Genomic DNA, 23,001 nt, shown 5'->3' on the forward strand with positions numbered 1-23,001 from the left:
ACTATATTATACTATATTTTACTGAATCTATCCTATTTTCAGCAAAATATAGTTAAGGCGATTCATCTCCCACTTACTCCGCTTCGCTTCGTTGAAGTGGGAGTCTTCTCGCCTAATTAAGATAAAATGACCCCTGTAATGGGAGCGCCGCCTTCAAGGGGTATTCCTTCTTTTGGCAAATCCACTTCAAACGGATAGCCTTTCTTCTGATTGGTGATGGGACAAACAACTGCAAATCCTGTTGCTTGATTGAATTTTTGTGGAGATAAAACAAGAGCAATTCTTCTTCCTGCTTGTTCATGGCCAGCTTGTGGATGGAAGTTCAACACAACGAAATCTCCTCTTTCCGGCGCGTCTGCGGCCATTAGATCCACTCACGCCCTTCTACCCCAAAATCGATCTCCTTATGTCGATTTTCAGGGGTAATTTGTGAGAGTAGCTCTTCCAATGTGTATTTCTTCCGTGCTCTTTTCGGCTTTAATGTGATGATTCCTTCGTTTTCAATGACATGTAATTCCATTTCAGAACCTTGTTGAATCCCGATTTGGTCAGCCGCGTCTTTTGGGATGCGGATGCCCAAACTGTTCCCCCACTTTTGCACGATGACAGTAGACATCACATTCTCTCCTTTCTTTTTTACGCTGTTGTTTTGTTTTGAATTCATTGTATCATCTCCGTTCCTAAATGTATCTACACAGTATATACAAAATGATTCAAAATGATTACATGTTTCACCAAAAAAGGAATGAGGGGGCTTTCGTCGTGTTGAGACAGGCCCGCCAGTTGCCGCCAACGGCGATCTATGGTATAGTGAAATTATTGCAATGTCGGTCGTTGGAGGTGTCAAGCATGCATGCCTTGCTTGTGACGCTGCTTGTCATTGTGTCGATCGCGCTGATTGCGGTGGTGTTGTTGCAGTCGGGCCGCAGCGCCGGGCTGTCGGGGGCGATCACTGGCGGCGCCGAGCAACTGTTCGGGAAGCAGAAAGCCCGTGGACTCGATGCGGTGTTTCAGCGCGTGACGGTTGTGTTGGCCGTTTTGTTCTTTGTGTTGGCGATTCTTGTTGTTTATGTCCAACCATCATAAGCAAAAAACGGGGGCGGTCCATAGAATGAAGGGCTGCCCTTTCTATTTCACACCAGAGAGGAAGGAGAACCTATGATGAAAATTGTTCCGCCGAAGCCGTTTTTCTTTGAAGCCGGGGAGCGGGCGGTGCTGCTGTTGCATGGGTTTACCGGCAATTCCGCTGATGTTCGGATGCTCGGGCGTTTTTTAGAATCCAAAGGCTATACGTGCCATGCGCCGATTTACAAAGGACACGGCGTGCCGCCTGAGGAGCTCGTCCACACCGGGCCGGATGACTGGTGGCAAGATGTCATGAACGGCTACGAGTTTTTGAAAAACAAGGGCTACGAAAAAATCGCCGTCGCCGGACTGTCGCTTGGAGGCGTATTTTCATTGAAATTAGGTTACACTGTACCTATAGAGGGCATTGTGACGATGTGCGCGCCGATGTACATCAAAAGCGAGGAAACGATGTACGAAGGCGTGCTCGAGTATGCGCGCGAGTATAAAAAGCGGGAAGGAAAATCAGAGGAGCAGATCGAACAGGAGATGGAGAAGTTCAAGCAGACGCCGATGAAGACGTTAAAGGCGCTGCAGGAGCTGATCGCCGATGTGCGTGACCATCTTGATTTGATTTATGCCCCGACGTTTGTTGTGCAGGCGCGCCATGATGAGATGATCAACCCGGACAGCGCGAACATCATTTATAACGAAATTGAATCGCCGGTCAAACAAATCAAGTGGTATGAGCAATCAGGCCATGTGATTACGCTTGATCAAGAAAAAGATCAGCTGCATGAAGATATTTATGCATTTCTTGAATCGTTAGATTGGTAATGGAGAAAGGAGGGGATGGACAATGGATCATGTGTTGGCCGAACGCATCTTAACGTTTATGCGCGATGAGGCGTATAAGCCGCTGACGGTCGAAGAGTTGGAAGAAGCGTTTGGCATCGAGGATGCCGATGGATTCAAGGAGTTTGTCAAAACGCTTGTCGCCCTGGAAGAGGAAGGACTCATCGTCCGGACGCGCAGCAACCGCTACGGCGTGCCCGAGCGGATGAATCTCGTGCGCGGCAAGGTGATTGGCCACCCGAAAGGATTCGCGTTTGTCACACCGGAGGAGCCGGGACTGGATGATATTTTCATCCCGCCGTCCGAATTGAAAAACGCGATGCATGGCGACACCGTGCTTGTGCGCGTCCAGGCCGATTCATCGGGGGCGCGCCGTGAAGGGACGATCGTCCGCATTGTGGAGCGCGGGGTGAAAGAAGTCGTCGGCACGTACACCGAAAGCAAATATTTCGGCTTTGTCATCCCGGATGACAAGCGGATCGTCAACGACATTTTCATTCCGAAACACGCCGCGAACGGTGCGGTCGAAGGGCATAAAGTCGTCGCCCGGCTCACCTCGTATCCAGAAGGACGGATGAGCGCTGAAGGGGAAGTCGTCCGAATTCTCGGCCATAAAAACGACCCGGGCGTCGACATTTTGGCGATCATCTATAAGCATGGGCTGCCGCTTCAATTTCCCGATGACGTCATCGAGCATGCGAACCGTGTGCCCGATGTGATTACCGAGCAAGATTTGGAAGGGCGGCGCGATTTGCGCGGCGAGATGATCGTCACCATTGACGGCGAGGATGCGAAAGACTTAGACGATGCGGTGACGGTGACGAAGCTGGAAAACGGCAACTATAAGCTCGGCGTCCACATCGCCGACGTGAGCCATTACGTCGAAGAAGGCTCGCCGATCGACCGCGAGGCGTATGAGCGCGGCACGAGCGTCTATTTGGTCGACCGCGTCATCCCGATGATTCCGCACCGGCTGTCCAACGGCATTTGTTCGCTCAACCCGAAAGTCGACCGGCTGACGCTGTCGTGCGAGATGGAGATCACCCCGCAAGGCGAAGTCGTCCGCCATGACATTTTCCAAAGCGTCATCCGCACGACAGAGCGGATGACGTATTCCGATGTCAATAAAATTTTGGTGGACAAAGACGAAGCCTTGCGGGAAAAATACGCGCCGCTTGTGCCGATGTTTGAGCTGATGGCTGAGCTCGCCGACATTTTGCGCACGAAGCGGATGAAGCGCGGGGCGATCGATTTTGATTTCAAAGAAGCGAAAGTGCTCGTCGATGAAAACGGCAAGCCGTACGATGTCGTCTTGCGCGAGCGGTCGGTCGCCGAGCGGTTGATTGAAGAGTTTATGTTGGCGGCGAACGAAACGGTCGCTGAGCATTTCCATTGGCTGAACGTACCGTTTATGTACCGCGTCCATGAGGATCCAAAGCCGGAAAAACTGCAACGTTTCTTGGAGTTCATCACGAACTTCGGCTATGTCGTGAAAGGAACGGGCAACCAAATCCATCCGCGCGCTTTGCAACAAATTCTCGAAGCGGTGCGCGGCGAGCCGGAAGAAATGGTGATCTCCACCGTCATGCTTCGGTCGATGAAGCAAGCGCGCTATGACGCCGAGAGCCTCGGCCATTATGGGCTGTCGACTGAGTTTTACACCCATTTTACGTCGCCGATCCGCCGCTATCCGGACTTGATCGTCCACCGGCTCATCCGGACCTACTTGATCAACGGGCAGATGGATCCGGAGACGCAGCGAAAATGGGCGGAAAAGCTGCCGGAGATTGCCGAGCATGCATCCAACATGGAGCGGCGCGCCGTCGAGGCCGAGCGGGAGACGGACGATCTGAAGAAAACCGAGTTTATGGAAGACAAAATCGGGATGGAGTTTGACGGCATTATCAGCTCGGTGACGAACTTCGGCTTGTTCGTTGAGCTGCCGAACACGATCGAAGGCCTGGTGCACGTCAGCTACTTAACCGACGACTATTACCGCTATGACGAGCGCAGTTATGCGATGATCGGCGAGCGGACGGGAAAAATGTACCGCATCGGCGATGAAATCACCGTCCGTGTCATCAACGTCAACAAAGACGAACGGATCGTTGATTTTGAAGTCGTCGGCATGAAAGGACGCCGCCCGCCGAAGGCAAAAGCCGCGCCGGTCGTTATTGAAGGAAAAAAACAAAAGAACGGCAAGCCGAAAGCAGAGGCAAAAGGAAAAACCGGTGCGGGCCGCGCCGCGAAAGCAAAAAAGAAGAAAAAGAAAAAACGGTGAGGAAAAGCCGAACGGGCGGCTTTTCCTTCCTTTTCGTTTTTGGTAAAATAAGAAACGCCGATGAGGAGGGGGAAAACGGATGCCGAAAGGCGAAGGAAAAGTGATCGCCCAAAACAAAAAAGCGCACCACGACTATTTCATCGAAGAAACGTATGAAGCCGGCCTCGTTTTGCAAGGGACGGAAATCAAATCGATCCGCAACGGCCGGGTGAACTTGAAAGATTCGTTCGCCAAAGTGGAAAAAGGGGAAGTGTTTCTCCATAACATGCATATCAGCCCGTACGAACAAGGCAACCGCTACAACCACGACCCGCTGCGGACGAGAAAGCTTTTGCTGCACCGGCGCGAAATCAACAAGCTGATCGGCTATACGAAAGAGCAAGGGTATACGCTCGTGCCGCTGAAATTGTATATTAAAAATGGCTTTGCCAAAGTGGAGCTTGGAGTGGCCAAAGGGAAGAAAAAATACGACAAACGGGAAGACATGAAGCGGAAAGAAGCGCAGCGCGAAATCGAGCGGGCGTTCCGCGAGCGGCAAAAGCTGTAGAGAGGCAAGCCGCCGAGCGGGCATTTGTCGAGGGCGGGAGCCTGAAACATCGGGCTTTTGGCGGGCATTGCCGGTTTGGGAACGGCGGAGGGGTGTTTGGTTCATCGCGGCAAGCGGGGGCATTTCTTGCGTCGCCGTGTACGGAAAATAGGATGGGCTGATTTTTCTTGGCAAGTGCCAAGAAGCCGTGTTCTCAATCATCCGGCACAACATTCGGAGAAGAGCCTGTTTTTTGGCGAGATTGAAAACATTCCCATTGAAAATGCACCGCGTCATGGTATAATAAAAAGTGCAACAGCCAGTTATCCATCGCTTACGCTATTCCGATCTTTCTTCGCCACCGCGGGGACGATCCGGATTCGACAGGGGTAGGTCGAGCTTAAGCGGCGAGCCGAGGGGGACGTCCTCGTAAAAACGTCACCTAAAGATAACTGGCAAACAAAACTACGCTTTAGCTGCCTAATTGCTGCAGCTAGCTCCTCCCGCCATCGCCCGCGTGGCGTTCGAGGGGCTCATATGAAGCGGGCTACGCCCAAATCCGCCGCCTGAGGATGAGGGAAGAGACGAACCAGGCTAGCCGCCGGGAGGCCTGTCGGTAGGCGGAACGGACGGCGAAGCGAAATATACCGACTACGCTCGTAGATGCTTAAGTGGCGATGCCTCTGGACGTGGGTTCGACTCCCACCGTCTCCATTTCCGATATCCGAACGGTTCGGACGAGAAACTGTGAAACCCTTGATACGACTGCATTTGCAGTCGTTTTTCATTTTTTGGGAATCCCCAAAAAACGATAGAATACGAAAAAATTTTGCACGAATTTTGCACCGCGTTTTTACCTTGCATTGTATACCGAGTTCGACAGTGACTAAGTAAACAAAATGCCTCTCATCCCTTGATGCCAAAGGGACAAGAGGCATTTGGGTATCCTTCCAGCGTGTATCTAGGCGCGAGGATGGATGCCTAGAATCTTCGGAGGCGGCCTCAGCTCTAGCGCCGCCAAGAGTTGCACTTGTCTATTCTAACCAAGGAATCGAGTCCATGTCGCCTTTTTTTGTTTGGATGTAAATTTATGTTAGTGAATTTGCTCATCTACAGATGATTAAAGGATTCGTTGTTTTTGAAGATGTAACATATTTTGAAACAGATTGCGTTAAAGACTTTGATGCTGATGAAATATTGGAAGTAGTGCTTATTTCCGCCACTCAATCGCTTGAAAAAGTTAAAATAGTAACCGACGGGGTGAACATCATCATGATTGAGGCGGGGAATGTAGAGTGGCACTCACTTTGAGCGCAATGCTTAAGGGTAATTCTTACAATGCGCGCATACCGTTGGCAGCGGTCTGGGTGACGTGCAGTCGCTCGGGAGAAAGGTGTTTCATGGCGGTCCCTCCTTCTTTCATCTTGTTCTGCAGCGATGATGGGCCCATAATATGAATATGCGCCTCGTTTGTTCATGATGAATGGATTCGTGATCGGGAAAAAGAGGTGAACTACCCCCACTTAATTTTCTAGCGAAAATTTGAAGTGGGGGCTTCCAAAGAAGTTTGACTGCTTCAAGCAATCCTTATTCTTTGAGGCGTGTCCACTTCGCCGCTAGAGCATAAGACACTCAGGTCTACAGCTTTACTTTTCTTTAAGATGTTTAATGCGCCATTGACATCAGCATTAATTAGTTTGCCAGACTTTGTTCGATACAAGCCGCGCTTAATACGTTTGCCGCTGAACTTATATTCTTTTGGATTGTCGGCATTATATTCAGGAATCTCATCGCCGTCAAAAAAGCTGGCTTGAGACGTATAGGATTCTTCCTGTTTCAAGAATTCAATGCCGTAAAATTCACAAAGATATTCTAGTTTTTCTTTTATGTTACCGAGAGGAATATTGACAAAGTTTTGATTTGTCTTTTTTCCTAGATTCATATTGCGTTGCCATGTTTCCGCATAGCCAATGACAAGTTTGCCAATTTGATTTTCAATACAGTAGTTAATGATGTAACGGCAAGTCTTGTTGATATAATCATTCACTTTATTATTGCGATTCATAGCAAGCAAAGCCTGTTTACGAGTGGTGCCTTTGATTTTTTGCTTATCTTTTATGCTTTGAAGTCTGGCATTTTCTTTGTTAAACCATTGATTTATACTTTTTAATCTCCGCCCATCAATGATGAATGATCTGCCGTCTGATGTGACACAAGTGGCAAAATTGTTTAATCCTAAATCAATGGCCAGTGCTTTTTGGTCATTTAATTCTCTTTGATCTTCAGGCATTTCATATTTGTACTGAATCTCAAAGAACCTGGCATGATGCTTAGGAATGATTTCAATCTGCTTAATCTTTTTGTCCAGTAACACAGGCGGAATCGTTATCGTGATAGGCTTATGAGTCTTTTTAAATAGGCGAGAATACGGTATCGTGAATTTGTTGCCGTCTATACGAATTTGACCAATGATTAGTGAATGAAAGCCATCTTTTTTAAGATATTTTGGGATACTGATAGCCTTGTAGTCATATTTGCCTTGTTTGGCTAGACTGATCAAGCCAAAGAAAGATTTAAAAGCCTCATTAACCTTTTTTAAAATTTGCTGTGCCATGTTGCTGTTCAACAGCTTATAGTTTTCGTTCGTTTTTGCAAGATGATAGTTTTTCTCATAATTAAGAAATTCCTTGTGTTCAAAATAGTATTGTCTGACATTGTACAATCCGACGTTGTACATGTTCTTGGCAATATGGCACAGTTCTCGAAGAGTCAAGTATTCTTCTTTGGTCAAACCATTTAGCTGTTGTTTGATACAAAAATACATGTTTTCACCTCCCATCTAACTATATTATACTATATTTTACTGAATCTATCCTATTTTCAGCAAAATATAGTTAAGGCGATTCCTCTCCCACTTACTCCGCTTCGCTTCGTTGAAGTGGGAGTCTTCTCGCCTAATTAAGATAAAAAAAGAAGGCCGAACGAGCGAATCTTTCGCTTCGTTCGGCCGAGCGATCGGCGCCTGTTAGTCGATTGCGGCGGATGGCTCTTTGTCCGCCGCTGCTTCATGATGAGCAGCAGGAGCGTCGGCTTCAGCCCATTGCGGGCGCCAGGCGATGCAAAGCGCCCCGCCGATGATGCCGAGAATCGTGCCGACTAAGAAGCCGCCCAAGGCGCCCATGATCGACAGAATGGCACTGAACATACCGATGATGCCGAGCAAGGTGGATAGCCGCGGCATGGCGTAGGAAAGAATCCCCATCAACATGACCATGCCGCCAAGGAAAAAGCCGGCGAACACCATGCTTCCGGGAACGAGAGAAATTTCGTATAGCTGCATCGGAACCCATAAAATCACAAGGCTTGATAACAAGAGAAACGTCGCTCCCCAAAACGGGCGGCGTTTCCGCCAGCGACCGAACGCCTGCCAGCTGGAACGAATGATGCCCAATGTCCCTCATCCTTACCGAGAATTAGTTGAGTTTTTCAAAGTACACTTTCATGCCCGGCAGCGATACTTTTTGCTGGAACAAGTAGACGGTTTTGATATCACCGTTTTCGATCGTAATGCTGTCGGCTCCTTGTGTGAATTCTTTGGCCGCTTTCTCGACTGGGTTGCTCGTATCGCCGACATAGCTTTCTTTCATCGTCAAGCTGCCGAAGGAGATGTTGCCGTTGATTTGCGTCGCTTTTTGCACGAGGCCGTCAATCGAGACCGGTTGGCTCGCCACAATGACGACGCGAATGCCCAAGGCCGGGAAGTCTTTCGAAATCCGAAGACCTTGAATCGTCGCTTTATCCATTTCATTGACGAAGACCGGCGTCTGCGGCGCATTGCCTGCTTCCGCCACGCCGCCGTACATTTTAAACCCGCTGCCATTCAGTTTGTCAAATTGAACGGTAAATTCGCCGACCCCGCTGATTGGTACGGCATAGGCGACGCCTGTCAGCCCGAAGGCGGACAACATAAGAGTGAGGGCAAAAAATCCTCCGAGCAAGGCGAGAAGCAACGGTTTTTTCGCCGTGTGCCCTCCTACAATCAGTGATTGGCTGGCCATATTCATGAACATTCTCCTCCCCTTCACATAAATTGAAAGCGCTTTAAATATAGATTTAATTAAATATTAAAATAATTCAAATAAAATAAAATCCCTACATTTGTAGGGTTTTTTCCCGTCTTCGTCGCAGAGGGGAGAAGGAATCAACGCACGCGTTGCGAAAATACAATAGTGAGGGAACACGGTCGACCAAAAAAGGGGGGCGTTGCCTTGTCAACAGAATTGCACAATCATTTGTTTCGACTGCTGAGAGAGGCTTCGGATATTTTGCGGCAGTATGAAAGGGAAGTGAACCGGGAATGGAAGCGGATCGGCGAAGCGCTTGGCAAGCGGAATGCGCGGGTTCAAGAGGTGTTTTCGACGCTGTGCGCATTCGTTCAGGCAAGATTGCTCCCGTACGGGGGTGAACATCCAGCGAATGGGCAGCTCGAACGCATTGCGGCGTTTCATCCGGAGATGGTCATATTTTCCCTGAATTTAATGGAAAATACGGTTCATCAAGTGTTGAAGGCGCATGCGTCAGCGGCTGCTGCGCTGCACCCAGCCGTGCGGTATTTGTTTTTTAAATGGAATGAATGGTTGTTGTATGAAGTGAATGAACAATCATTCAAACCCAGTAGCGATTCCGCGTGGAAAAAAGAATCCTTGTGGAAAGACGCCGTCATTTTGTTTAACGAATGGATTTTGCGGGCGCAGACGTTTGAGGAATCGGCGGCGCATATTTGTTTTGGTTTTTCTTATTTTCTTCCTTTCACCCGCTGCGCTCTGTTTCAATTTGTCAATCAGGAGAGCACAGCCATCGGCCTGCACGGGTATGGCGTGGACAACGGGCAAATTCAGCGCTTGCGCGTGGAATTGGACAGCATTCCGATGTTGAAAGAAAGTGTGGGGAAATTGAAAGCGGAAGTGCATGAGTTTCGCCATTTTCGTCCGATTTATGTGCCGAGGGCGAGCGAACAGTTTCCGCGCCTGTATGTGGACCTGTTCGGTTTGGCCTCGCTGGTGATCGTTCCGGTGTATGTGCCGACGGAAGGGCGGATGATTGGAGGCGTCGTTCTCGACCGCGGACCGGGCCGCTTCTTTGCCGTTGACCGCCGCCTGTTTCCCGCGCTGATGAAATTTGGCCAAAGCGCGGGGGAATTGTTGTTGAAATTGATCGAAGCGCCGGCGAGAAAAAAGGATGAGGGAGAGCATGAGCCGCTGTCGCCGCGGGAAATCGAGGTGTTGAAGCTGCTCGCTGATGGGGCATCGACATCAGAAGCAGCTGAACAGCTGTATTTAAGCGAATTTACAGTGCGCGACTATATTTCGAGCGCCTTAAGGAAGCTTCGCGCCAAAAATCGTACGGAAGCGGTGGCAAAAGCGCTGCGTCTTGGGTTGATTGGATGACGAGGCGGACTGGTCTGTCCGGCCGTTTCATTTCACACCATTTTCGCCGATTGCTCACCGTTTTTTGGCTGTTTGATCGTTTTGTGGTGCAAAAGATTCCGAGCGTTCGCCGCTTTCTCGCGGCGTAAACATCTTTGGAAGTGGCTTGAATGTCCTTGAGCATCAGGCCGCTTTCTTTTCTCGACGTTGGGTTTTTTTGTCATTGTTCTGCATGGGGCGGCATATGGATAAAAAGGGAATCTTCTTCAGCACATCAAAAGGGAGGAAATGAGAATGAACCAGCCCTACGTGCCCCATGCTTCGTCACCGCAGCTCATTGCCCTGGTTGACCCGTATGTGTACCACGCTTTCCAAGCTTTGAACGGCAAAGAAGTGGTAGTGGAAACCGTCCGCGGTTCGATCCAAGGAACGGTGAGGGATGTGAAGCCAGACCATATCGTCATCTCAGCGCATCAGGCGGTTTATTACATCCGCTTGGCGCAAGTGGTGTCTGTTCGCCTCAGCAATTAATGGAAAAGGAGGAAAAGAGTCGTGGTATTTCAGCGGATCGACCGGCTGGCGATTGAATTGCCGAAGCCCAAATACGCGGACCCCAATGCGGCTGCCGCTGTCCAGGAGCTGCTTGGCGGCCGTTTCGGAGAAATGTCGACGTTAAACAATTATTTGTTTCAGTCATTCAATTTTCGGCAAAAAAAGAAGCTGCGCCCGTTTTACGAGTTGGTGGCGAGCATCACCGCCGAAGAGTTTGGCCATGTGGAGCTCGTGTCCAATGCGATCAACCTTTGCTTGACCGGCTCCACCCATCCAGGTGATCCGGATACAGCGCCGATGAAGGATGCGAAAGACAAGCGCAATACGTATCATTTTATCGCGACGGCGCAGACGGCGTTTCCCGGCGATTCGATGGGGAAGGCGTGGACGGGGGAGTACGTGTTCAACAGCGGCAACTTGATTTTGGATTTGCTTCACAACTTTTTCCTGGAATGCGGAGCGCGCACGCATAAAATGCGCGTCTATGAAATGACGGACCACCCTACCGCCCGCGAGATGATCGGCTACTTGCTTGTGCGCGGGGGCGTTCATGTTTTGGCGTACGCCAAGGCGTTGGAAGTGGCGACGGGCGTTGATGTGACGAAGCTTCTGCCAATCCCGAACCTCGATAACCGCGTGTTCGATGCGGCGAGAAAGTATGAGGATCAAGGCGTCCACCGCCGTCTTTATACGTTCAGCGATCGCTATTACAAAGAAATCGTCCGCATTTGGAAAGGAACCCATCCAAGCGACGGCCAGCCGCTCGAGGTGGTCGAAGGAGCGCCCCAAGGGGGGGCGATCCCCGATTTGGACGAAGTGCCGGAAGAATTCGCTCCCGGGATTTCGGCCGAAGATTTTTTGGAAATCGCCAAGCGGCTGCAGCGGTCGGCAGGGTTGTGATGAGGCGCCCAACGGCGCCTGATTTTTTTTGGAAAGCCAATAGTAAAAGCACGATTTGACGCAGCCGATCGACAGCGTTCCCGCCGTTCCCTCTTCGATTTCTTTTACTTCCGCTACGGCGTCATCAAGCTGGGCGAGCAGCCGTTTCGCCTTTTCGTAAAACGCTTTGCCTGGTGCGGTGAGCTCCATTTTTTTTGCCTTCCGGTCAAATAAAGGAACGCCGAGCTCTTCTTCGAGCTGCTTCAGCTGCTGGTTGAGCGGCGGCTGGGCGATGTCAACTACCCCCACTTAGCTAACGCTTGAAGTGGGGGCTTGCAACTCCCCAGAAGTACAAGCGGACTTCGTCCTCCTTCCTTGACTTGGGGTTGCATCAGGGCAGGTTGACAACTACCCAACGACGCAGGTCATGCCTGCATCGTTACCGATTCTCTCGGTGTGTCTGTTGGCAGTACTTGGCTTCCACACACAACAGACGGATCTACGCTCGATGTTTTACGGTTACAACGTTTCCTGTAACCAACTCCATACATCGAGTAGCCGTTATTGGAGTGCCTTTATTAAACGGTTTTCTCCACGCCTTTATTCTATCATACACAAAAGAAAAGGGGAACGCGCATTCCTCTCCCACTTACTCCCTTTGGTCGTTGAAGTGGGAGTCTCCTGCGCGAAATAGGATGAAAGTGGCGCAGGAAGAGATTTTCGGACCGGTCATGGCCGTCATGTCTTTCACGAGTGAAGAAGAGGCCATTCGGTTGGCGAACGATGTGAAGTACGGATTGGCGGCGTACGTCTGGACGAACGACATGAAGCGCGGCCACCGCGTCGCCCAGGCGATCGAAAGCGGGATGGCGTGGGTCAATTCACCGAACGTCCGCGATTTGCGCATCCCGTTTGGCGGGACGAAATACAGCGGCATCGGCCGCGAAGGCGGGCATTACAGCTTTGATTTCTATACGGAAGTGCAAGTTGTCCACGTCGCGGTCGGCGATCCGCCAATCCCCGCATTCGGCAAAGGGGAGAAACAGACCGCCTTGTCTGCCGAACAGGCATAATGGCTAGTCAATGTATACGATCTAGTATATGATAAACGTATGGAAACGAAAGCGAAAAACAAAACCCAATTGGCTTACGAGTATATTCTTTCTCGCATTGAAAACGGCGTCTATGGCCCGGGATACCGGGTCGTCATCGACCAAATCGCCCGCGAGCTTGGACTCAGCATCATCCCGGTGCGGGAGGCGATCCGCCAGCTTGAAGCGGAAGGGCTTGTCGAGTTCAAACCGTATACGGGCGCCGTTGTGAGCAACATCAACGAGAAAGAATATATCGAGACGCTGTCGGTGTTGGCTGTGCTGGAAGGCTATGCGACCGCGCTTGGCTCCGCCAATTTGACGAAGGAGGCGATCAACGAGCTTGAGCGGTTGAACGAACGGATGGAGCGGGCGCTTGAAGAGCTGGAGCTGGAACGGTTCAGCGAGCTGAACTATGAATTTCATTCCTTGATTTACGCCCATTGCGGCAACGCCTACCTCGAAGAGCAAATCAAGCAAATTTGGCAGCGGATGAAGCGCATCCGCGCCTACGGCTTCACCTTTGTGCCGCAGCGGGCGAAAGCATCGATCGAAGAACATAGAGAGATCATCCGTCTGTTGCGTGAACAGGCGCCGCCGCATGAAATCGAACAATACGTCCGTCAACACAAAATCAACACCGCCGAAGCGTTTAAGCGGCGGTGCTGATCTTCTTCCGCCGGGTGGAGGCCTGGCGGGAGAATGATGATTTGAAAGCGTTGTCAATGTAAAAGGGGTCAAAAAAAGATGAAAAAAGTCAAATAGGGAAGCTTTGCAAAACTTGAACTTTGCTTCCTTCTGCAACCACGGTTTGGTCGGAAAGTGTGGGGTTTTCCCTGCCGTTCTGCATGATTAATAGAAAAACAGAACTAAGGAAATAATATGTATGGTTGTGAAAATATGTTCGATGCAATATAATCATAAAGGGAAACCGAAAATAGCAAAGGAGATGATGACGATGAAGAAGCGAAAGTGGTTTGCGCGCGCAATGACTGTTCTTTCTCTGTCGCTGTTGCTTGGCGCTTGTGGAAACGGTAACGGCAATGGAGGGACAGAGCAAGAAGGGGCCGATGGGAAGCAAGGCGGCGACGTGAAATTCCTCAGCATTGCCACTGGCGGGACAGGCGGAACGTATTATCCGCTTGGCGGGGCCTTTGCCGATATTATCAAAGATGAAACGGGCATCGACGCCAATGCCATCACTTCGGGGGCATCGGCGGAAAACATGGCGATTTTGGATGCGGGCGATGCGGAAATTGCATTTGCGCAAACTGACATCGCGACATACGCGACGGAAGGAAAATTAATGTTTAAAGAGAAAATTGAAAGCGTGAAAGGGATCGCGACCCTTTACCCGGAAACGATTCAAATTGTCACCACGAAAAAATCGGGCATTCAGTCCGTTGAGGATTTAAAAGGGAAAGTCGTTTCTGTCGGGGAAGCGGGCTCGGGGACGCGGGCAAATGCGGAACAAATTTTGGAAGTTCACGGCATGACGTTTGATGATATTGAAGTGCGCAATTTGTCGTTTGATGATTCCGTCTCCGGCATCCAAGATGGCACGATTGACGCCGCTTTTATTACGGCGGGAACGCCGACAGGAGCGGTAGAAAGCTTGTCAGCGACGGAAGACGTTGTGATTGTGCCGATCGCTGAGGACAAAATCAATGCGCTGATTGAAAAATACCCGTACTATGCGAAAGACGAAGTGCCTCAAGGGACGTATAAGCTAGCGGAAGCGGTTCCGACGGTCGCCGTGCGCGCGATGCTCGTCGCTCGGGCGGATTTGCCGGAAGACACGGTCTACAACGTGACGAAAGCGATTTTTGAAAACTTGGATAAGGTCAAACATGCCAAAGCCCAGCAAATCAAGCTGGAAAATGCGCTGGATGGCATGTCGATCGAGCTTCACCCGGGGGCGAAGAAATACTTTGATGAAAAAGGAGTTAAAGCGGAATAACGGTGTCACGGGAAGGACTGGCCGGGTTCATGGCGCCAGCCCTTCCTTATTTCCGCCGGCCACGAAGGGGGGGGCGGCTGATGCGAAAATGGTTCGCAGCGGTCAGTGCACTTCTGGCGGTTGCAGTCTTCTTCCTTCCTTTCCGCCAGGTGCTGGCGTTTGAAAAGGATGGCCGGGTCGCTGCGTATATCCCGATTTCTCAAGGGGATACGTTCGCAATTCGCTATACGCATTCGATCCACCGTTCAGATGTCGAGGAAACGTATAAGGTGTTGGCTGACGGGACGATTGAACAAATCGCTCTTACCTATGAGGATACGGCGGTCGGGATGCCGGCGAACGCGGCGCCAGGGGAGACATTTACGCTTCGGAATGGAAAATACTATATTACCGGCATGGAGCGCAAATTTCCATCCATCTTGTTGAGCATTGGGCGGGTTGTCGCCAACCATCGCGTCGTTTATGAAGGGAAGATGGTGACATTAAAAACAGTCATCCCTCCCGGCTCCATTGTCCGCATCAAGGTGACACGACTATCATTGGTTCAATGCTGGAAGGGAGTGAACTTGTTTGACTGAGAAGTTTGAACAGCTATCCGCTGAGGAGCAGCAACAATTGCTGGAAAAATATGATCCGGAAGCAGCGACGCGCAAATTGAAAGGGCCGCTTGGCTGGATTGCCTTTTTCGGGCTGCTTTCATTTTCACTCTTTCAGTTATATGCTTCGATTTTTCAAACGCTTCCAAAACAAATTTTATTGTCGATCCATTTAGGGTTTGCCTTGTCGCTTATCTTTTTATTGTTTCCGGCGCGGAAAAAACATCTTCATCGCGCCGACGTCGGCATCGTGAATATCCTTTTGTCGCTGTTGTCGATCGGGGTCGGCGCATATTTGCCGCTGATGCTCGATGACATCGTCCAACGCATCGGCATTATGACGCCGCTTGACTTTACGGTCGGTTTGGTCGCCGTGCTGCTTGTGCTTGAGGCGACGAGGCGGGCGGTCGGGCTGCCGATTACGATCATCGCCTCGCTATTTTTGCTGTATGCGTATTTCGGGCCGTATATGCCGGGATTTTTGGCTCATCGGGGCGTTGATTTGGAAGGGCTCGTCAAAACGATGTTTTTTACGACGGAAGGCATTTTCGGCACGCCGCTGTACGTGTCGGCGACATACATTTTCGTCTTCTTGTTGTTTGGCGCCTTCTTAGTGAAAACGGGTGTCGGGGAGTATTTTAATGACTTGGCGCTCGTTGTCGCCGGGAAGCGAATCGGCGGTCCGGCGAAGGTGGCGGTGTTCTCAAGCGCGCTGCAAGGAACGATCAGCGGCAGCTCGGTGGCGAACGTCGTGACGTCCGGGGCGTTTACGATTCCGATGATGAAACGTCTCGGATATGGAAAAGAGTTTGCCGGCGCTGTGGAGGCGACATCGTCCACCGGCGGCCAGCTCATGCCCCCGGTCATGGGAGCGGCGGCGTTTTTGATGGTGGAGTTTATCGGCGGCATTTCGTATTGGGAGATCGCCAAAGCAGCAGCGATTCCAGCGATTCTATATTTTGCCGGCATTTGGATGATGACGCACTTTGAAGCGAAGCGAATCGGGCTGCGCGGGTTGACAGAGGAAGAAATGCCGAACCGGAAAGAAGTGCTCGGAAAAATCTACTTGCTCGTTCCGATCATCGTTGTCATTTTGCTGCTGATGAGCGGGATGAGCGTGATGCGGGCGGCGCTCTGGTCGATCGTGGCGATCATTGTCGTCAGCGGCTTGAAAAAGGAAACGCGGTTAGGATGGCGTGACATTATCGGCGCTTTGGTTGACGGAGCAAGAAGCGCGCTGTCTGTGGCGGCGGCGACAGCGGCCGCCGGGATTATCGTCGGGGTCGTGACGAAAACCGGCCTTGGCTTAAAAATGGCAAACGGGCTAGTGGACTTATCGAACGGGATTTTGATTTTAACGCTCTTTTTCACGATGTTGACATCGCTCATTCTCGGCATGGGGTCACCAACAACGGCCAACTACGTCATCACTTCGACGATCGCGGCGCCGGCGATCATCGCTTCCGGTGTGCCGGAACTGGCGGCTCATTTGTTCGTCTTTTACTTTGGCATTATTGCCGATATTACGCCGCCGGTGGCGCTTGCGGCGTTTGCGGCGGCCGGCATTTCCGGAGGGAAGCCGCTACGGACCGGGGTGATTGCGTCGAAGCTAGCGATTTCCGCGTTTATCATCCCGTACATGTTCGTGCTTTCACCGGCCTTGCTCATGATTGACACGACCGTTCCGTATTTGATTTGGGTCGTATTCTCGGCATTTATCGGCATGCTCGCCATCAGCGCGGGAATGATCGGCTTTTGGTACCGGAAGCTCAACATTCTTGAACGCGCCATGGCGGTTGTGACAGGATTGCTGCTGATTTATCCAGAAAAAATCAGCGATATCGTTGGATTGGTCTTATTTGCGGCCATGTTTGCCATTCAATATGCAGCCGGAAGACGGGAACGGACGCAGAAAACAGCGTCATAAAAGTCCGATTTGAGCAAACCGAAAGGCAGGCGCTCATCTAGACGAGGCCTGCCTTTTGCTTGCGGTTGCGACGGGGCGGTGACATCCTCTGGCACTTTGAGACAAGCCGGTGCGTTTTGATCTATGGATGCACGTCCGTCATCTTCTTGCGCCTGCCACTGAAGAATAGGAATACTGTCAACAGCAAAGTCGTAGCCGCTTTTTTGTGCATCAAATGGGAACCCGGTTCAGGTGATGAAAAGGAACCGGCCGTGTTTGAGTACGGACATCTCCAACGCGGCAATGGCTGATGGCGCGTCGTCGTTGTTTCCTTGTTTGGTTTTTGCTATGATGGGGATAGATTTGGCTGGCTTTCCGGTCAGCGGCTTGCTTGCAACATGCACCTGAGCGGCTGAGAACTGCCCCCCTAGTGGGCCGGTGATTGAAAACGGCAAATGGAAAAAGGTATTTCTTTCATCCTATTTCGCGCAGGAGACTCCCACTTCAACGACCAAAGGAAGTAAGTGGGAGAGGAATGCGCGTTCCCCCTTTCTTTTGTGTATGATAGAATAAAGGCGTGGAGAAAACCGTTAAATAAAGGCACTCCAATAAACTGCTGCTCGATGTATGGAGTTGGTTGCAGGAAACGTTGCAACCGTAAAACATCGAGCGTAGGTCTGTCTGTTGTGTGTGGAAGCCAAGTACTGCCAACAGACACACCGAGAGAATCGGTAACGATGCAGGCATGACCTGTGTCGTTGGGTAGTCGTCAACCTGCCCCCTGATGCAACCCCAAGTCAAGGAAGGAGGACGAAGTCCGTTTGCACTTCTGGGGAGTGGCAAGCCCCCACTTCAAGCGTTAGCGAAGTGGGGGTAGTTGACTGAGAACGTCTGTTTTTGAGCAATAAAAATCATTGATGGAAGGACATCGCAGTTTTTCACCGGCCTTCCGGGAGCAGCCAATCACAGCTAGATGATGAAAAGGGAAGGATGGGAGAACGTATGGATGACCGCACATTCCGCAACGCGATGGGGAAATTCGCAACCGGCGTGACGGTTGTGACGACCGCGTTTCAAGGGGAAGCGAAAGGAATGACGGCGAACGCGTTTATGTCCGTTTCGCTCGACCCAAAGCTGGTGGTCGTCTCCATTGGCCATAAAGCGCGAATGCATGACATTGTCAAGCAAACGGGGAAATTTGCTGTCAACATTTTGCGGCGTGATCAAGAGGAGTTGTCGCGCTTGTTTGCTGGCCAGCTGAAAGAAGAACGCCCCGTTTCGTTCGATTGGGTGAACGGCCATCCGATTTTGCCGGAGGCGTTGGCGAATATTTTATGCAACGTCCACAGCACGTACGTGGCCGGCGATCATACGCTTTACTTTGGGGAAGTGACCGATATTTTGATGAAAGACGAACCGGGCGACCCGCTCTTGTTTTTTGAAGGGAAGTACCGGAGCATTGGACAATAAGCGCCCTTGGATGGATCGGGGCCGCTATTGTCATGCGGGGACGACGCGACAGACGTTTCAGGCCCGTCATCTTGCATCTCGGCCGTTTCCATGGCGCTATTTAGAAAAGGTGTCCCGCTGTTTGGGACACCTTCGTTGTTATTTTTTCAATACATCGTGATCGACGTACCGTTCGCCGTTCAGCTCGCTGATGACGTTGATGGCGACTTTCGCACCGTCGCCCGCTGTGATGATCGTATGGACGCTGACGCCAGCGACCGTCCCGGCCGCCCAAATGGCCGTCGATGTTCGTCTTGCCGTTGGCGTCGACGTCAAGCACCGTTTTAATGCGCGGCTCCGTACCCGGTTTGGTGCGCAGGACGATTTTTTTCGCTAAATCGGTCGCCAAACCGGTGGCGAAGATGACGTGTTTCGTTTCATAGGATCCAGCTTCTGTTTCGAGACGGAATCCCCCGTCTGTTTTTTGCACATCCGTCACTTGTGCTTCCACCAATTCTGCTCCGAATTTTGCGGCTTGCTTTTTCCCGGTTTCCACCAATTCCGGGCCGCTGATTTGCGGAACACCGTAATGGTTTTCCACCCAAGCGCGCTTGGTCATGCCTTTGTCGCTGTCAAACAACACTGTTTTCTTTCCCGCTTTGGCGGCGAAGATCGCAGCGCTCGCTCCCGCCGGTCCAGCGCCGATGATGGCGATGTCGTACATCGTGACCGCCTCATTGTTTTGAATATTGGCACTATCATTCATTACTTTATCATAAATGGAAAAAGGGTCCAAATGATCTGCTTTTTATTTATAATTGCTATCATTTTATATTTACTTTAAATAATTATGGGCGTATAATAGATACCAAACACGCAGCAAAGGGGAGGAAACGCGTGAATAAACCGGCCGTTTGTGAACAGTGCGGCCAGCCGTTGCGGCGGCTGAAACACTCACTGCTTTGCCAATGCGGGACGAAAATTGTGGTTCAAAAATCATATCGCTAAAAACGATTTCCTGTTTCTGTCGTATTCAACCGGCGAATGGCGCCGGTTTTTTTCTGTCCTCATTTGGGGTGGCGGCGAATATATAAAAGTAAAACCGCATTTTTCACAAGGGTTGGTGCCGCTGATGCACGACAAACGAGATTTGGGCGCCCGCTTGGCCGCTTTTTACCGAGAGATGGCGGAGTGGGTGGGACAAAAGCAGAAGTATTTTCCTCTTCCATCCCATGAAGAGAGCCGGGATCAGTTGCTTGCTTACTTATATATGAGGGAGCATATGCCGTCGGATTTGCATGAAGCGATGGAAGACGCCGGATGGCGGCTTGAGGGGCAAGAGGCTCATCTCATCGACGCGGTCGAACAAGAAAAACGGACTTTTTTCTCAAATAGAGAAGTCTTGCAAAATCAACGCTTCTCTTTCGACCGAAAACAATGGGTTCGGCAAAATTAGTTGTTTTTCACCAACCTTTTAGGGCAGGCAAAACATATTTAGTGCAGCAGGAGCAGTAAGCGTGGATATAGCGGTGAAAGAGGGGGCGGTTCTTTTGGCCCCCTCATTTCTATTTAAATGTAAACCTTTATAAAAATAAGGTTGACAAATAAAAACCATATCCGGCACAATAGAAACAAAGATTGGGAGAGGAGGGGAAACGTGCACATCCGTTCCTTTGTTTGGGCCGCCTTTTTTGCCGCCCTGACAGCGGTCGGCGGGTTCATCAAAATCCCGGTGCCGTATGTGCCGTTTACGCTGCAAATCGCCGCGGTTTACCTGGCTGGCTGTCTGCTTGGCCCCAAAATCGGAGCGCTTAGCCAACTTCTATATGTCTTGATCGGCCTGGCGGGTGCGCCGGTGTTTGCGGAAGGAGGAGGGCTCGGTTATATTTGGAAGCCGACGTTTGGCTATTTGCTTGGCTTCATCGCCGGGGCGTATGTATGTGGTTCGCTTGTCCGCCGTTTTCAATGGACAAGAGCGCGGGACATATGGAAGGCGAATTTGGCGGCCTTATTGACGGTGTATGCGTTTGGCTGCACGTGGCTGTACATAGCGATGAAATGGATCGCCGAGACTCCGCTTTCCATCGGCCAAACGCTATGGTTCGGATTTCTTCTTCCGGTGCCGGGGGATCTCGCGCTTTGCGCTGTTTGTTCGGTCATCGCGGTGCGCGTCTGGCCGCGCGTCCGACCGATCATGATGACTCGAGGGATGGGGGGATAAGAGAATGGGGAAAGCCATTTTCATGACGGGAACAGGAACAGAAATCGGCAAGACGGTGGTGACGTCCATTGTGGCATTGGCGTTGGAGCGGCTTGGGATGAGCGTAAGCGTGTTTAAACCGGTTCAGACTGGACTGGCCGAAGACGGGGTGTCGTTTGCCGAACAATATTGGTATGAACGAGTGGCGAAGCTTTCCGCATCAGAAGGCATGTACTATATGGAGCCGGCGATGTCGCCGCATTTGGCAGCCGCGTTGACCGGTACGTCCATCGAACCGGAGCGGATTGCTGAACGGCTCGAACAGCTGAAACAGCGCTATGATGTCGTGCTCGTCGAAGGAGCGGGCGGGCTGGCTGTTCCGTGGTGCGAGCGCGATGGACGATGGTATATGACGAGCGATTTCGTTCGTGATTATCAGCTGCCGGCGGTTCTTGTGTCGCTCTCAAGCCTTGGGGCGATTCACCACGCGGTGACGACGGCGGCGTATGCCGAGGCGAAAGGCATCCGCTTGCTTGGCCTTGTATTCAATCAGTTTCAAGAGCAGGAGATCATCCACCAAAACAATGTCGAAATGATCGCCGCGTTGCTTCGACTCCCGGTGCTGGCGGTCATGCCGCTCCTTCCTGCTGTATCAAGGAAGGAACTAGAAAACCTGGCCGAACAGTGGATCGAACAAGGAAAGGCGAAACAATGGCTGGAGGTGCTTAGCGTTGGCGTATAGCTACGAGCAATTGGAACAGTGGGACAAGCAGTGCGTCTGGCATCCGTTCACGCAAATGAAACAGTATGCGAAAGAACGTCCGCTGATCATTGAACGCGGGCAAGGAAGCTATTTGTACGATGTCGACGGCAACCGGTACCTAGACGGCTATGCGTCGCTATGGGTCAATGTCCACGGCCATAACGACCCGGAGCTGAATGCGGCGCTTCGCGAGCAATTGGAGAAAATTGCCCATTCGACATTGCTCGGTTCGGCGAATGTGCCGTCGATTTTGTTGGCCAAACGGCTGCTTGAATATTGGCCGCACATGTCAAAAGTGTTTTATTCCGACACCGGGGCGGCGGCGGTGGAAATCGCGCTCAAGATCGCCTATCAGTATTGGAAAAATATCGATCCGGTTCGATATGCGAAGAAGAACAAATTTGTCTCGTTGAAGGAAGCATACCACGGCGATACGGTCGGGGCGGTGAGCGTTGGCGGCATGGAAACGTTCCACCGTATTTTTGCGCCGCTTTTGTTTGAGCGGATCGAAGTGCCGTCGCCGTACGTGTATCGCATGGAGGAATACGGAAGCGAGCCGGAGATCGTCGACTATTGTTTGCGCGAGCTGGAACGGGTGCTTGAAAAGCAGCACGAGCACATTGCCGGCGTGATCGTGGAACCGCTTGTGCAAGGAGCGGCGGGGATCATCGTCCATCCGCGCGGATTTTTAAAAGGAGTGGAACGGCTTTGCCGGCAATATGGGGTGCTCTTCATTTGCGACGAGGTCGCCGTCGGCTTTGGCCGCACGGGCACGATGTTCGCTTGTGAGCAGGAAGAGGTGAAGCCGGATCTTGTCTGCCTTGGGAAAGGGATCACCGGCGGGTACTTGCCGCTGGCGGCCACGCTCGTTACCGAAGACGTGTATGCGGCGTTTCTCGGCGATGTGGACGAAGACAAAACGTTTTACCACGGCCATACGTACACGGGGAACCAGCTCACTTGTTCCGTTGCGCTGAAAAACATGGAGCTCATCGAAACGCGCGGCCTGCTTGATGATGTTCGACGAAAGGCGCGCCGACTGGCCGAATGGCTTGAGCGGTTGTATGACATTCCAATTGTTGGCGACATCCGGCAAAAAGGCTTGATGTGCGGCATTGAAATCGTGAAAGACCGAAGAACGAAAGAAGTGTTTCCGCGCGCGGCCATGGTGGAGCACCGGATCATCCTTGAGGCGCGCCGGAGGGGGCTTGTCATCCGCCCGCTCGGCCCGGTGTTGACATTCATTCCGGTTCTCTCCATGAGCGAAGACGAAATGGCCGAGGCGGTGCGCATTTTGTTTGATTCGATCGCCTGTTTGTACAATCAAGTGCAGGCGGAGCTTGTATAAGCGGGAGGCGGCGGACAGCCGCCTGTTTTTGGTTTTGTGCAGATGGGAAAGCGAGGCAAAAGATTTTTTTGAGTGCAAAGACCTTGAAGAAACAAGCTTCCTTT

The 23,001-nt window shown here is 51.3% G+C and carries 20 protein-coding genes, 1 other RNA gene and 4 pseudogenes; 18 read left to right on the forward strand and 7 right to left on the reverse strand.

All coding sequences use genetic code 11. The features are described 5' to 3' along the window. Nucleotides 1–119: 119 nt before the first annotated feature. Nucleotides 120–365 (reverse strand): annotated as a pseudogene (locus ETC02_RS03815) (type II toxin-antitoxin system PemK/MazF family toxin); the annotation flags it as partial. Beyond that, the gene (locus ETC02_RS03820; RefSeq protein ID WP_044743778.1) at nt 365–664 is read right to left on the reverse strand and encodes an AbrB/MazE/SpoVT family DNA-binding domain-containing protein; all 300 of its coding nucleotides are present in this window, start codon (nt 662–664) and stop codon (nt 365–367) included. The gene ETC02_RS03820 and the pseudogene ETC02_RS03815, both read right to left, overlap by 1 nt. Nucleotides 665–849: 185 nt before the next feature. Here ETC02_RS03820 and secG point away from each other — a divergent pair, with 185 nt between their 5' ends. From secG to ssrA, 5 genes are all read left to right on the forward strand, one after another. Next, a complete protein-coding gene (gene secG, locus ETC02_RS03825) occupies nt 850–1,086 on the forward strand; it encodes a preprotein translocase subunit SecG (protein ID WP_033008932.1) in 237 nt (78 codons plus the stop codon). A gap of 75 nt (nt 1,087–1,161) precedes the next feature. Beyond that, nucleotides 1,162–1,902 (forward strand): carboxylesterase, encoded by a 741-nt coding sequence (gene estA / locus ETC02_RS03830; RefSeq protein ID WP_033008930.1) that lies wholly within the window; start codon nt 1,162–1,164, stop codon nt 1,900–1,902. 22 nt (nt 1,903–1,924) lie between these two features. Continuing rightward, nucleotides 1,925–4,201, forward strand: coding sequence for a ribonuclease R (rnr, locus tag ETC02_RS03835; protein ID WP_033008929.1), 2,277 nt, complete (start codon nt 1,925–1,927; stop codon nt 4,199–4,201). Nucleotides 4,202–4,280: 79 nt separating this feature from the next. After that, on the forward strand, nt 4,281–4,748 hold the full coding sequence (gene smpB, locus ETC02_RS03840) for an SsrA-binding protein SmpB (protein ID WP_013144268.1): 468 nt from the start codon (nt 4,281–4,283) through the stop codon (nt 4,746–4,748). A gap of 344 nt (nt 4,749–5,092) precedes the next feature. Next, nucleotides 5,093–5,444: a transfer-messenger RNA gene (gene ssrA / locus ETC02_RS03845) on the forward strand. 859 nt (nt 5,445–6,303) lie between these two features. Here ssrA and ETC02_RS03850 read toward each other — a convergent pair. The 3 genes from ETC02_RS03850 to ETC02_RS03860 form a co-directional block, all read right to left on the reverse strand. Further along, entirely contained in the window at nt 6,304–7,551 is a 1,248-nt protein-coding gene (locus ETC02_RS03850; RefSeq protein ID WP_171698070.1) for an RNA-guided endonuclease InsQ/TnpB family protein, read from the reverse strand. Nucleotides 7,552–7,752: 201 nt separating this feature from the next. After that, on the reverse strand, nt 7,753–8,178 hold the full coding sequence (locus tag ETC02_RS03855) for a DUF6114 domain-containing protein (RefSeq protein WP_044743775.1): 426 nt from the start codon (nt 8,176–8,178) through the stop codon (nt 7,753–7,755). A gap of 22 nt (nt 8,179–8,200) precedes the next feature. Further along, on the reverse strand, nt 8,201–8,791 hold the full coding sequence (locus ETC02_RS03860; RefSeq protein ID WP_171698071.1) for a DUF6230 family protein: 591 nt from the start codon (nt 8,789–8,791) through the stop codon (nt 8,201–8,203). Nucleotides 8,792–8,995: 204 nt separating this feature from the next. Between ETC02_RS03860 and ETC02_RS03865 the strand changes: the two genes are divergently transcribed. The 3 genes from ETC02_RS03865 (at nt 8,996) to ETC02_RS03875 (ending at nt 11,605) form a co-directional block, all read left to right on the forward strand. Further along, a complete protein-coding gene (locus tag ETC02_RS03865) occupies nt 8,996–10,174 on the forward strand; it encodes a helix-turn-helix transcriptional regulator (protein WP_171698072.1) in 1,179 nt (392 codons plus the stop codon). A gap of 273 nt (nt 10,175–10,447) precedes the next feature. Then, nucleotides 10,448–10,684 (forward strand): YuzF family protein, encoded by a 237-nt coding sequence (locus ETC02_RS03870; RefSeq protein WP_050367779.1) that lies wholly within the window; start codon nt 10,448–10,450, stop codon nt 10,682–10,684. 21 nt (nt 10,685–10,705) lie between these two features. Then, nucleotides 10,706–11,605, forward strand: coding sequence for a manganese catalase family protein (locus ETC02_RS03875; protein WP_047818969.1), 900 nt, complete (start codon nt 10,706–10,708; stop codon nt 11,603–11,605). 39 nt (nt 11,606–11,644) lie between these two features. Here ETC02_RS03875 and ETC02_RS18340 read toward each other — a convergent pair. Further along, nucleotides 11,645–11,878 (reverse strand): annotated as a pseudogene (locus tag ETC02_RS18340) (LysR family transcriptional regulator); the annotation flags it as partial. A 395-nt stretch (nt 11,879–12,273) separates the two neighbouring features. Between ETC02_RS18340 and ETC02_RS03885 the strand changes: the two are divergent. The 6 genes and pseudogenes from ETC02_RS03885 to ETC02_RS03910 all read left to right on the forward strand — a co-directional run. Then, nucleotides 12,274–12,657 (forward strand): annotated as a pseudogene (locus ETC02_RS03885) (aldehyde dehydrogenase family protein); the annotation flags it as partial. Between the two features lie 39 nt (nt 12,658–12,696). Continuing rightward, nucleotides 12,697–13,344, forward strand: a complete 648-nt coding sequence (locus tag ETC02_RS03890) for a GntR family transcriptional regulator (protein WP_050367777.1) — start codon at nt 12,697–12,699, stop codon at nt 13,342–13,344. A gap of 289 nt (nt 13,345–13,633) precedes the next feature. Beyond that, nucleotides 13,634–14,635: a TAXI family TRAP transporter solute-binding subunit gene (locus tag ETC02_RS03895; RefSeq protein ID WP_050368724.1), complete on the forward strand. Its 1,002-nt coding sequence runs from the start codon at nt 13,634–13,636 to the stop codon at nt 14,633–14,635. Between the two features lie 80 nt (nt 14,636–14,715). Further along, nucleotides 14,716–15,213: a DUF1850 domain-containing protein gene (locus ETC02_RS03900; RefSeq protein WP_033008917.1), complete on the forward strand. Its 498-nt coding sequence runs from the start codon at nt 14,716–14,718 to the stop codon at nt 15,211–15,213. Next, nucleotides 15,206–17,158 (forward strand): TRAP transporter permease, encoded by a 1,953-nt coding sequence (locus tag ETC02_RS03905; protein ID WP_033008916.1) that lies wholly within the window; start codon nt 15,206–15,208, stop codon nt 17,156–17,158. The genes ETC02_RS03900 and ETC02_RS03905 overlap by 8 nt, the downstream gene beginning before the upstream one ends. 981 nt (nt 17,159–18,139) lie before the next feature. Further along, entirely contained in the window at nt 18,140–18,607 is a 468-nt protein-coding gene (locus ETC02_RS03910; protein WP_033011501.1) for a flavin reductase family protein, read from the forward strand. Nucleotides 18,608–18,745: 138 nt separating this feature from the next. Here the strand turns inward: ETC02_RS03910 and ETC02_RS03915 are convergent. Then, nucleotides 18,746–19,310: pseudogene (locus ETC02_RS03915) on the reverse strand (FAD-dependent oxidoreductase). A 408-nt stretch (nt 19,311–19,718) separates the two neighbouring features. Between ETC02_RS03915 and ETC02_RS17625 the strand changes: the two are divergent. The 4 genes from ETC02_RS17625 to bioA all read left to right on the forward strand — a co-directional run bounded on the left by ETC02_RS17625 (nt 19,719) and on the right by bioA (nt 22,897). Beyond that, nucleotides 19,719–20,042: a hypothetical protein gene (locus ETC02_RS17625; RefSeq protein ID WP_253264080.1), complete on the forward strand. Its 324-nt coding sequence runs from the start codon at nt 19,719–19,721 to the stop codon at nt 20,040–20,042. A gap of 201 nt (nt 20,043–20,243) precedes the next feature. After that, nucleotides 20,244–20,807, forward strand: coding sequence for a biotin transporter BioY (locus ETC02_RS03925; protein WP_063211467.1), 564 nt, complete (start codon nt 20,244–20,246; stop codon nt 20,805–20,807). Between the two features lie 4 nt (nt 20,808–20,811). Next, nucleotides 20,812–21,528, forward strand: a complete 717-nt coding sequence (bioD, locus tag ETC02_RS03930; protein WP_063211465.1) for a dethiobiotin synthase — start codon at nt 20,812–20,814, stop codon at nt 21,526–21,528. Further along, nucleotides 21,518–22,897, forward strand: coding sequence for an adenosylmethionine--8-amino-7-oxononanoate transaminase (bioA, locus tag ETC02_RS03935; protein ID WP_050367774.1), 1,380 nt, complete (start codon nt 21,518–21,520; stop codon nt 22,895–22,897). Before bioD ends, bioA begins: the two co-directional genes overlap by 11 nt. The last annotated feature ends 104 nt before the right edge of the window (nt 22,898–23,001 follow it).

Source organism: Geobacillus sp. DSP4a, from assembly GCF_013096875.1.
GTDB classification, from domain to species: domain Bacteria; phylum Bacillota; class Bacilli; order Bacillales; family Anoxybacillaceae; genus Geobacillus; species Geobacillus thermophilus.

What these genes read in the sequence shown, in the direction of transcription:
- ETC02_RS03820 (WP_044743778.1), bottom strand. Translation starts at nt 664, where the DNA reads ATGAATTCAAAACAAAACAACAGCGTAAAAAAGAAAGGAGAGAATGTG.
- secG (WP_033008932.1), top strand. Translation starts at nt 850, where the DNA reads ATGCATGCCTTGCTTGTGACGCTGCTTGTCATTGTGTCGATCGCGCTG.
- estA (WP_033008930.1), top strand. Translation starts at nt 1,162, where the DNA reads ATGAAAATTGTTCCGCCGAAGCCGTTTTTCTTTGAAGCCGGGGAGCGG.
- rnr (WP_033008929.1), top strand. Translation starts at nt 1,925, where the DNA reads ATGGATCATGTGTTGGCCGAACGCATCTTAACGTTTATGCGCGATGAG.
- smpB (WP_013144268.1), top strand. Translation starts at nt 4,281, where the DNA reads ATGCCGAAAGGCGAAGGAAAAGTGATCGCCCAAAACAAAAAAGCGCAC.
- ETC02_RS03850 (WP_171698070.1), bottom strand. Translation starts at nt 7,551, where the DNA reads ATGTATTTTTGTATCAAACAACAGCTAAATGGTTTGACCAAAGAAGAA.
- ETC02_RS03860 (WP_171698071.1), bottom strand. Translation starts at nt 8,791, where the DNA reads ATGAATATGGCCAGCCAATCACTGATTGTAGGAGGGCACACGGCGAAA.
- ETC02_RS03870 (WP_050367779.1), top strand. Translation starts at nt 10,448, where the DNA reads ATGAACCAGCCCTACGTGCCCCATGCTTCGTCACCGCAGCTCATTGCC.
- ETC02_RS03890 (WP_050367777.1), top strand. Translation starts at nt 12,697, where the DNA reads ATGGAAACGAAAGCGAAAAACAAAACCCAATTGGCTTACGAGTATATT.
- ETC02_RS03895 (WP_050368724.1), top strand. Translation starts at nt 13,634, where the DNA reads ATGAAGAAGCGAAAGTGGTTTGCGCGCGCAATGACTGTTCTTTCTCTG.
- ETC02_RS03900 (WP_033008917.1), top strand. Translation starts at nt 14,716, where the DNA reads ATGCGAAAATGGTTCGCAGCGGTCAGTGCACTTCTGGCGGTTGCAGTC.
- ETC02_RS03910 (WP_033011501.1), top strand. Translation starts at nt 18,140, where the DNA reads ATGGATGACCGCACATTCCGCAACGCGATGGGGAAATTCGCAACCGGC.
- ETC02_RS17625 (WP_253264080.1), top strand. Translation starts at nt 19,719, where the DNA reads ATGCACGACAAACGAGATTTGGGCGCCCGCTTGGCCGCTTTTTACCGA.
- bioD (WP_063211465.1), top strand. Translation starts at nt 20,812, where the DNA reads ATGGGGAAAGCCATTTTCATGACGGGAACAGGAACAGAAATCGGCAAG.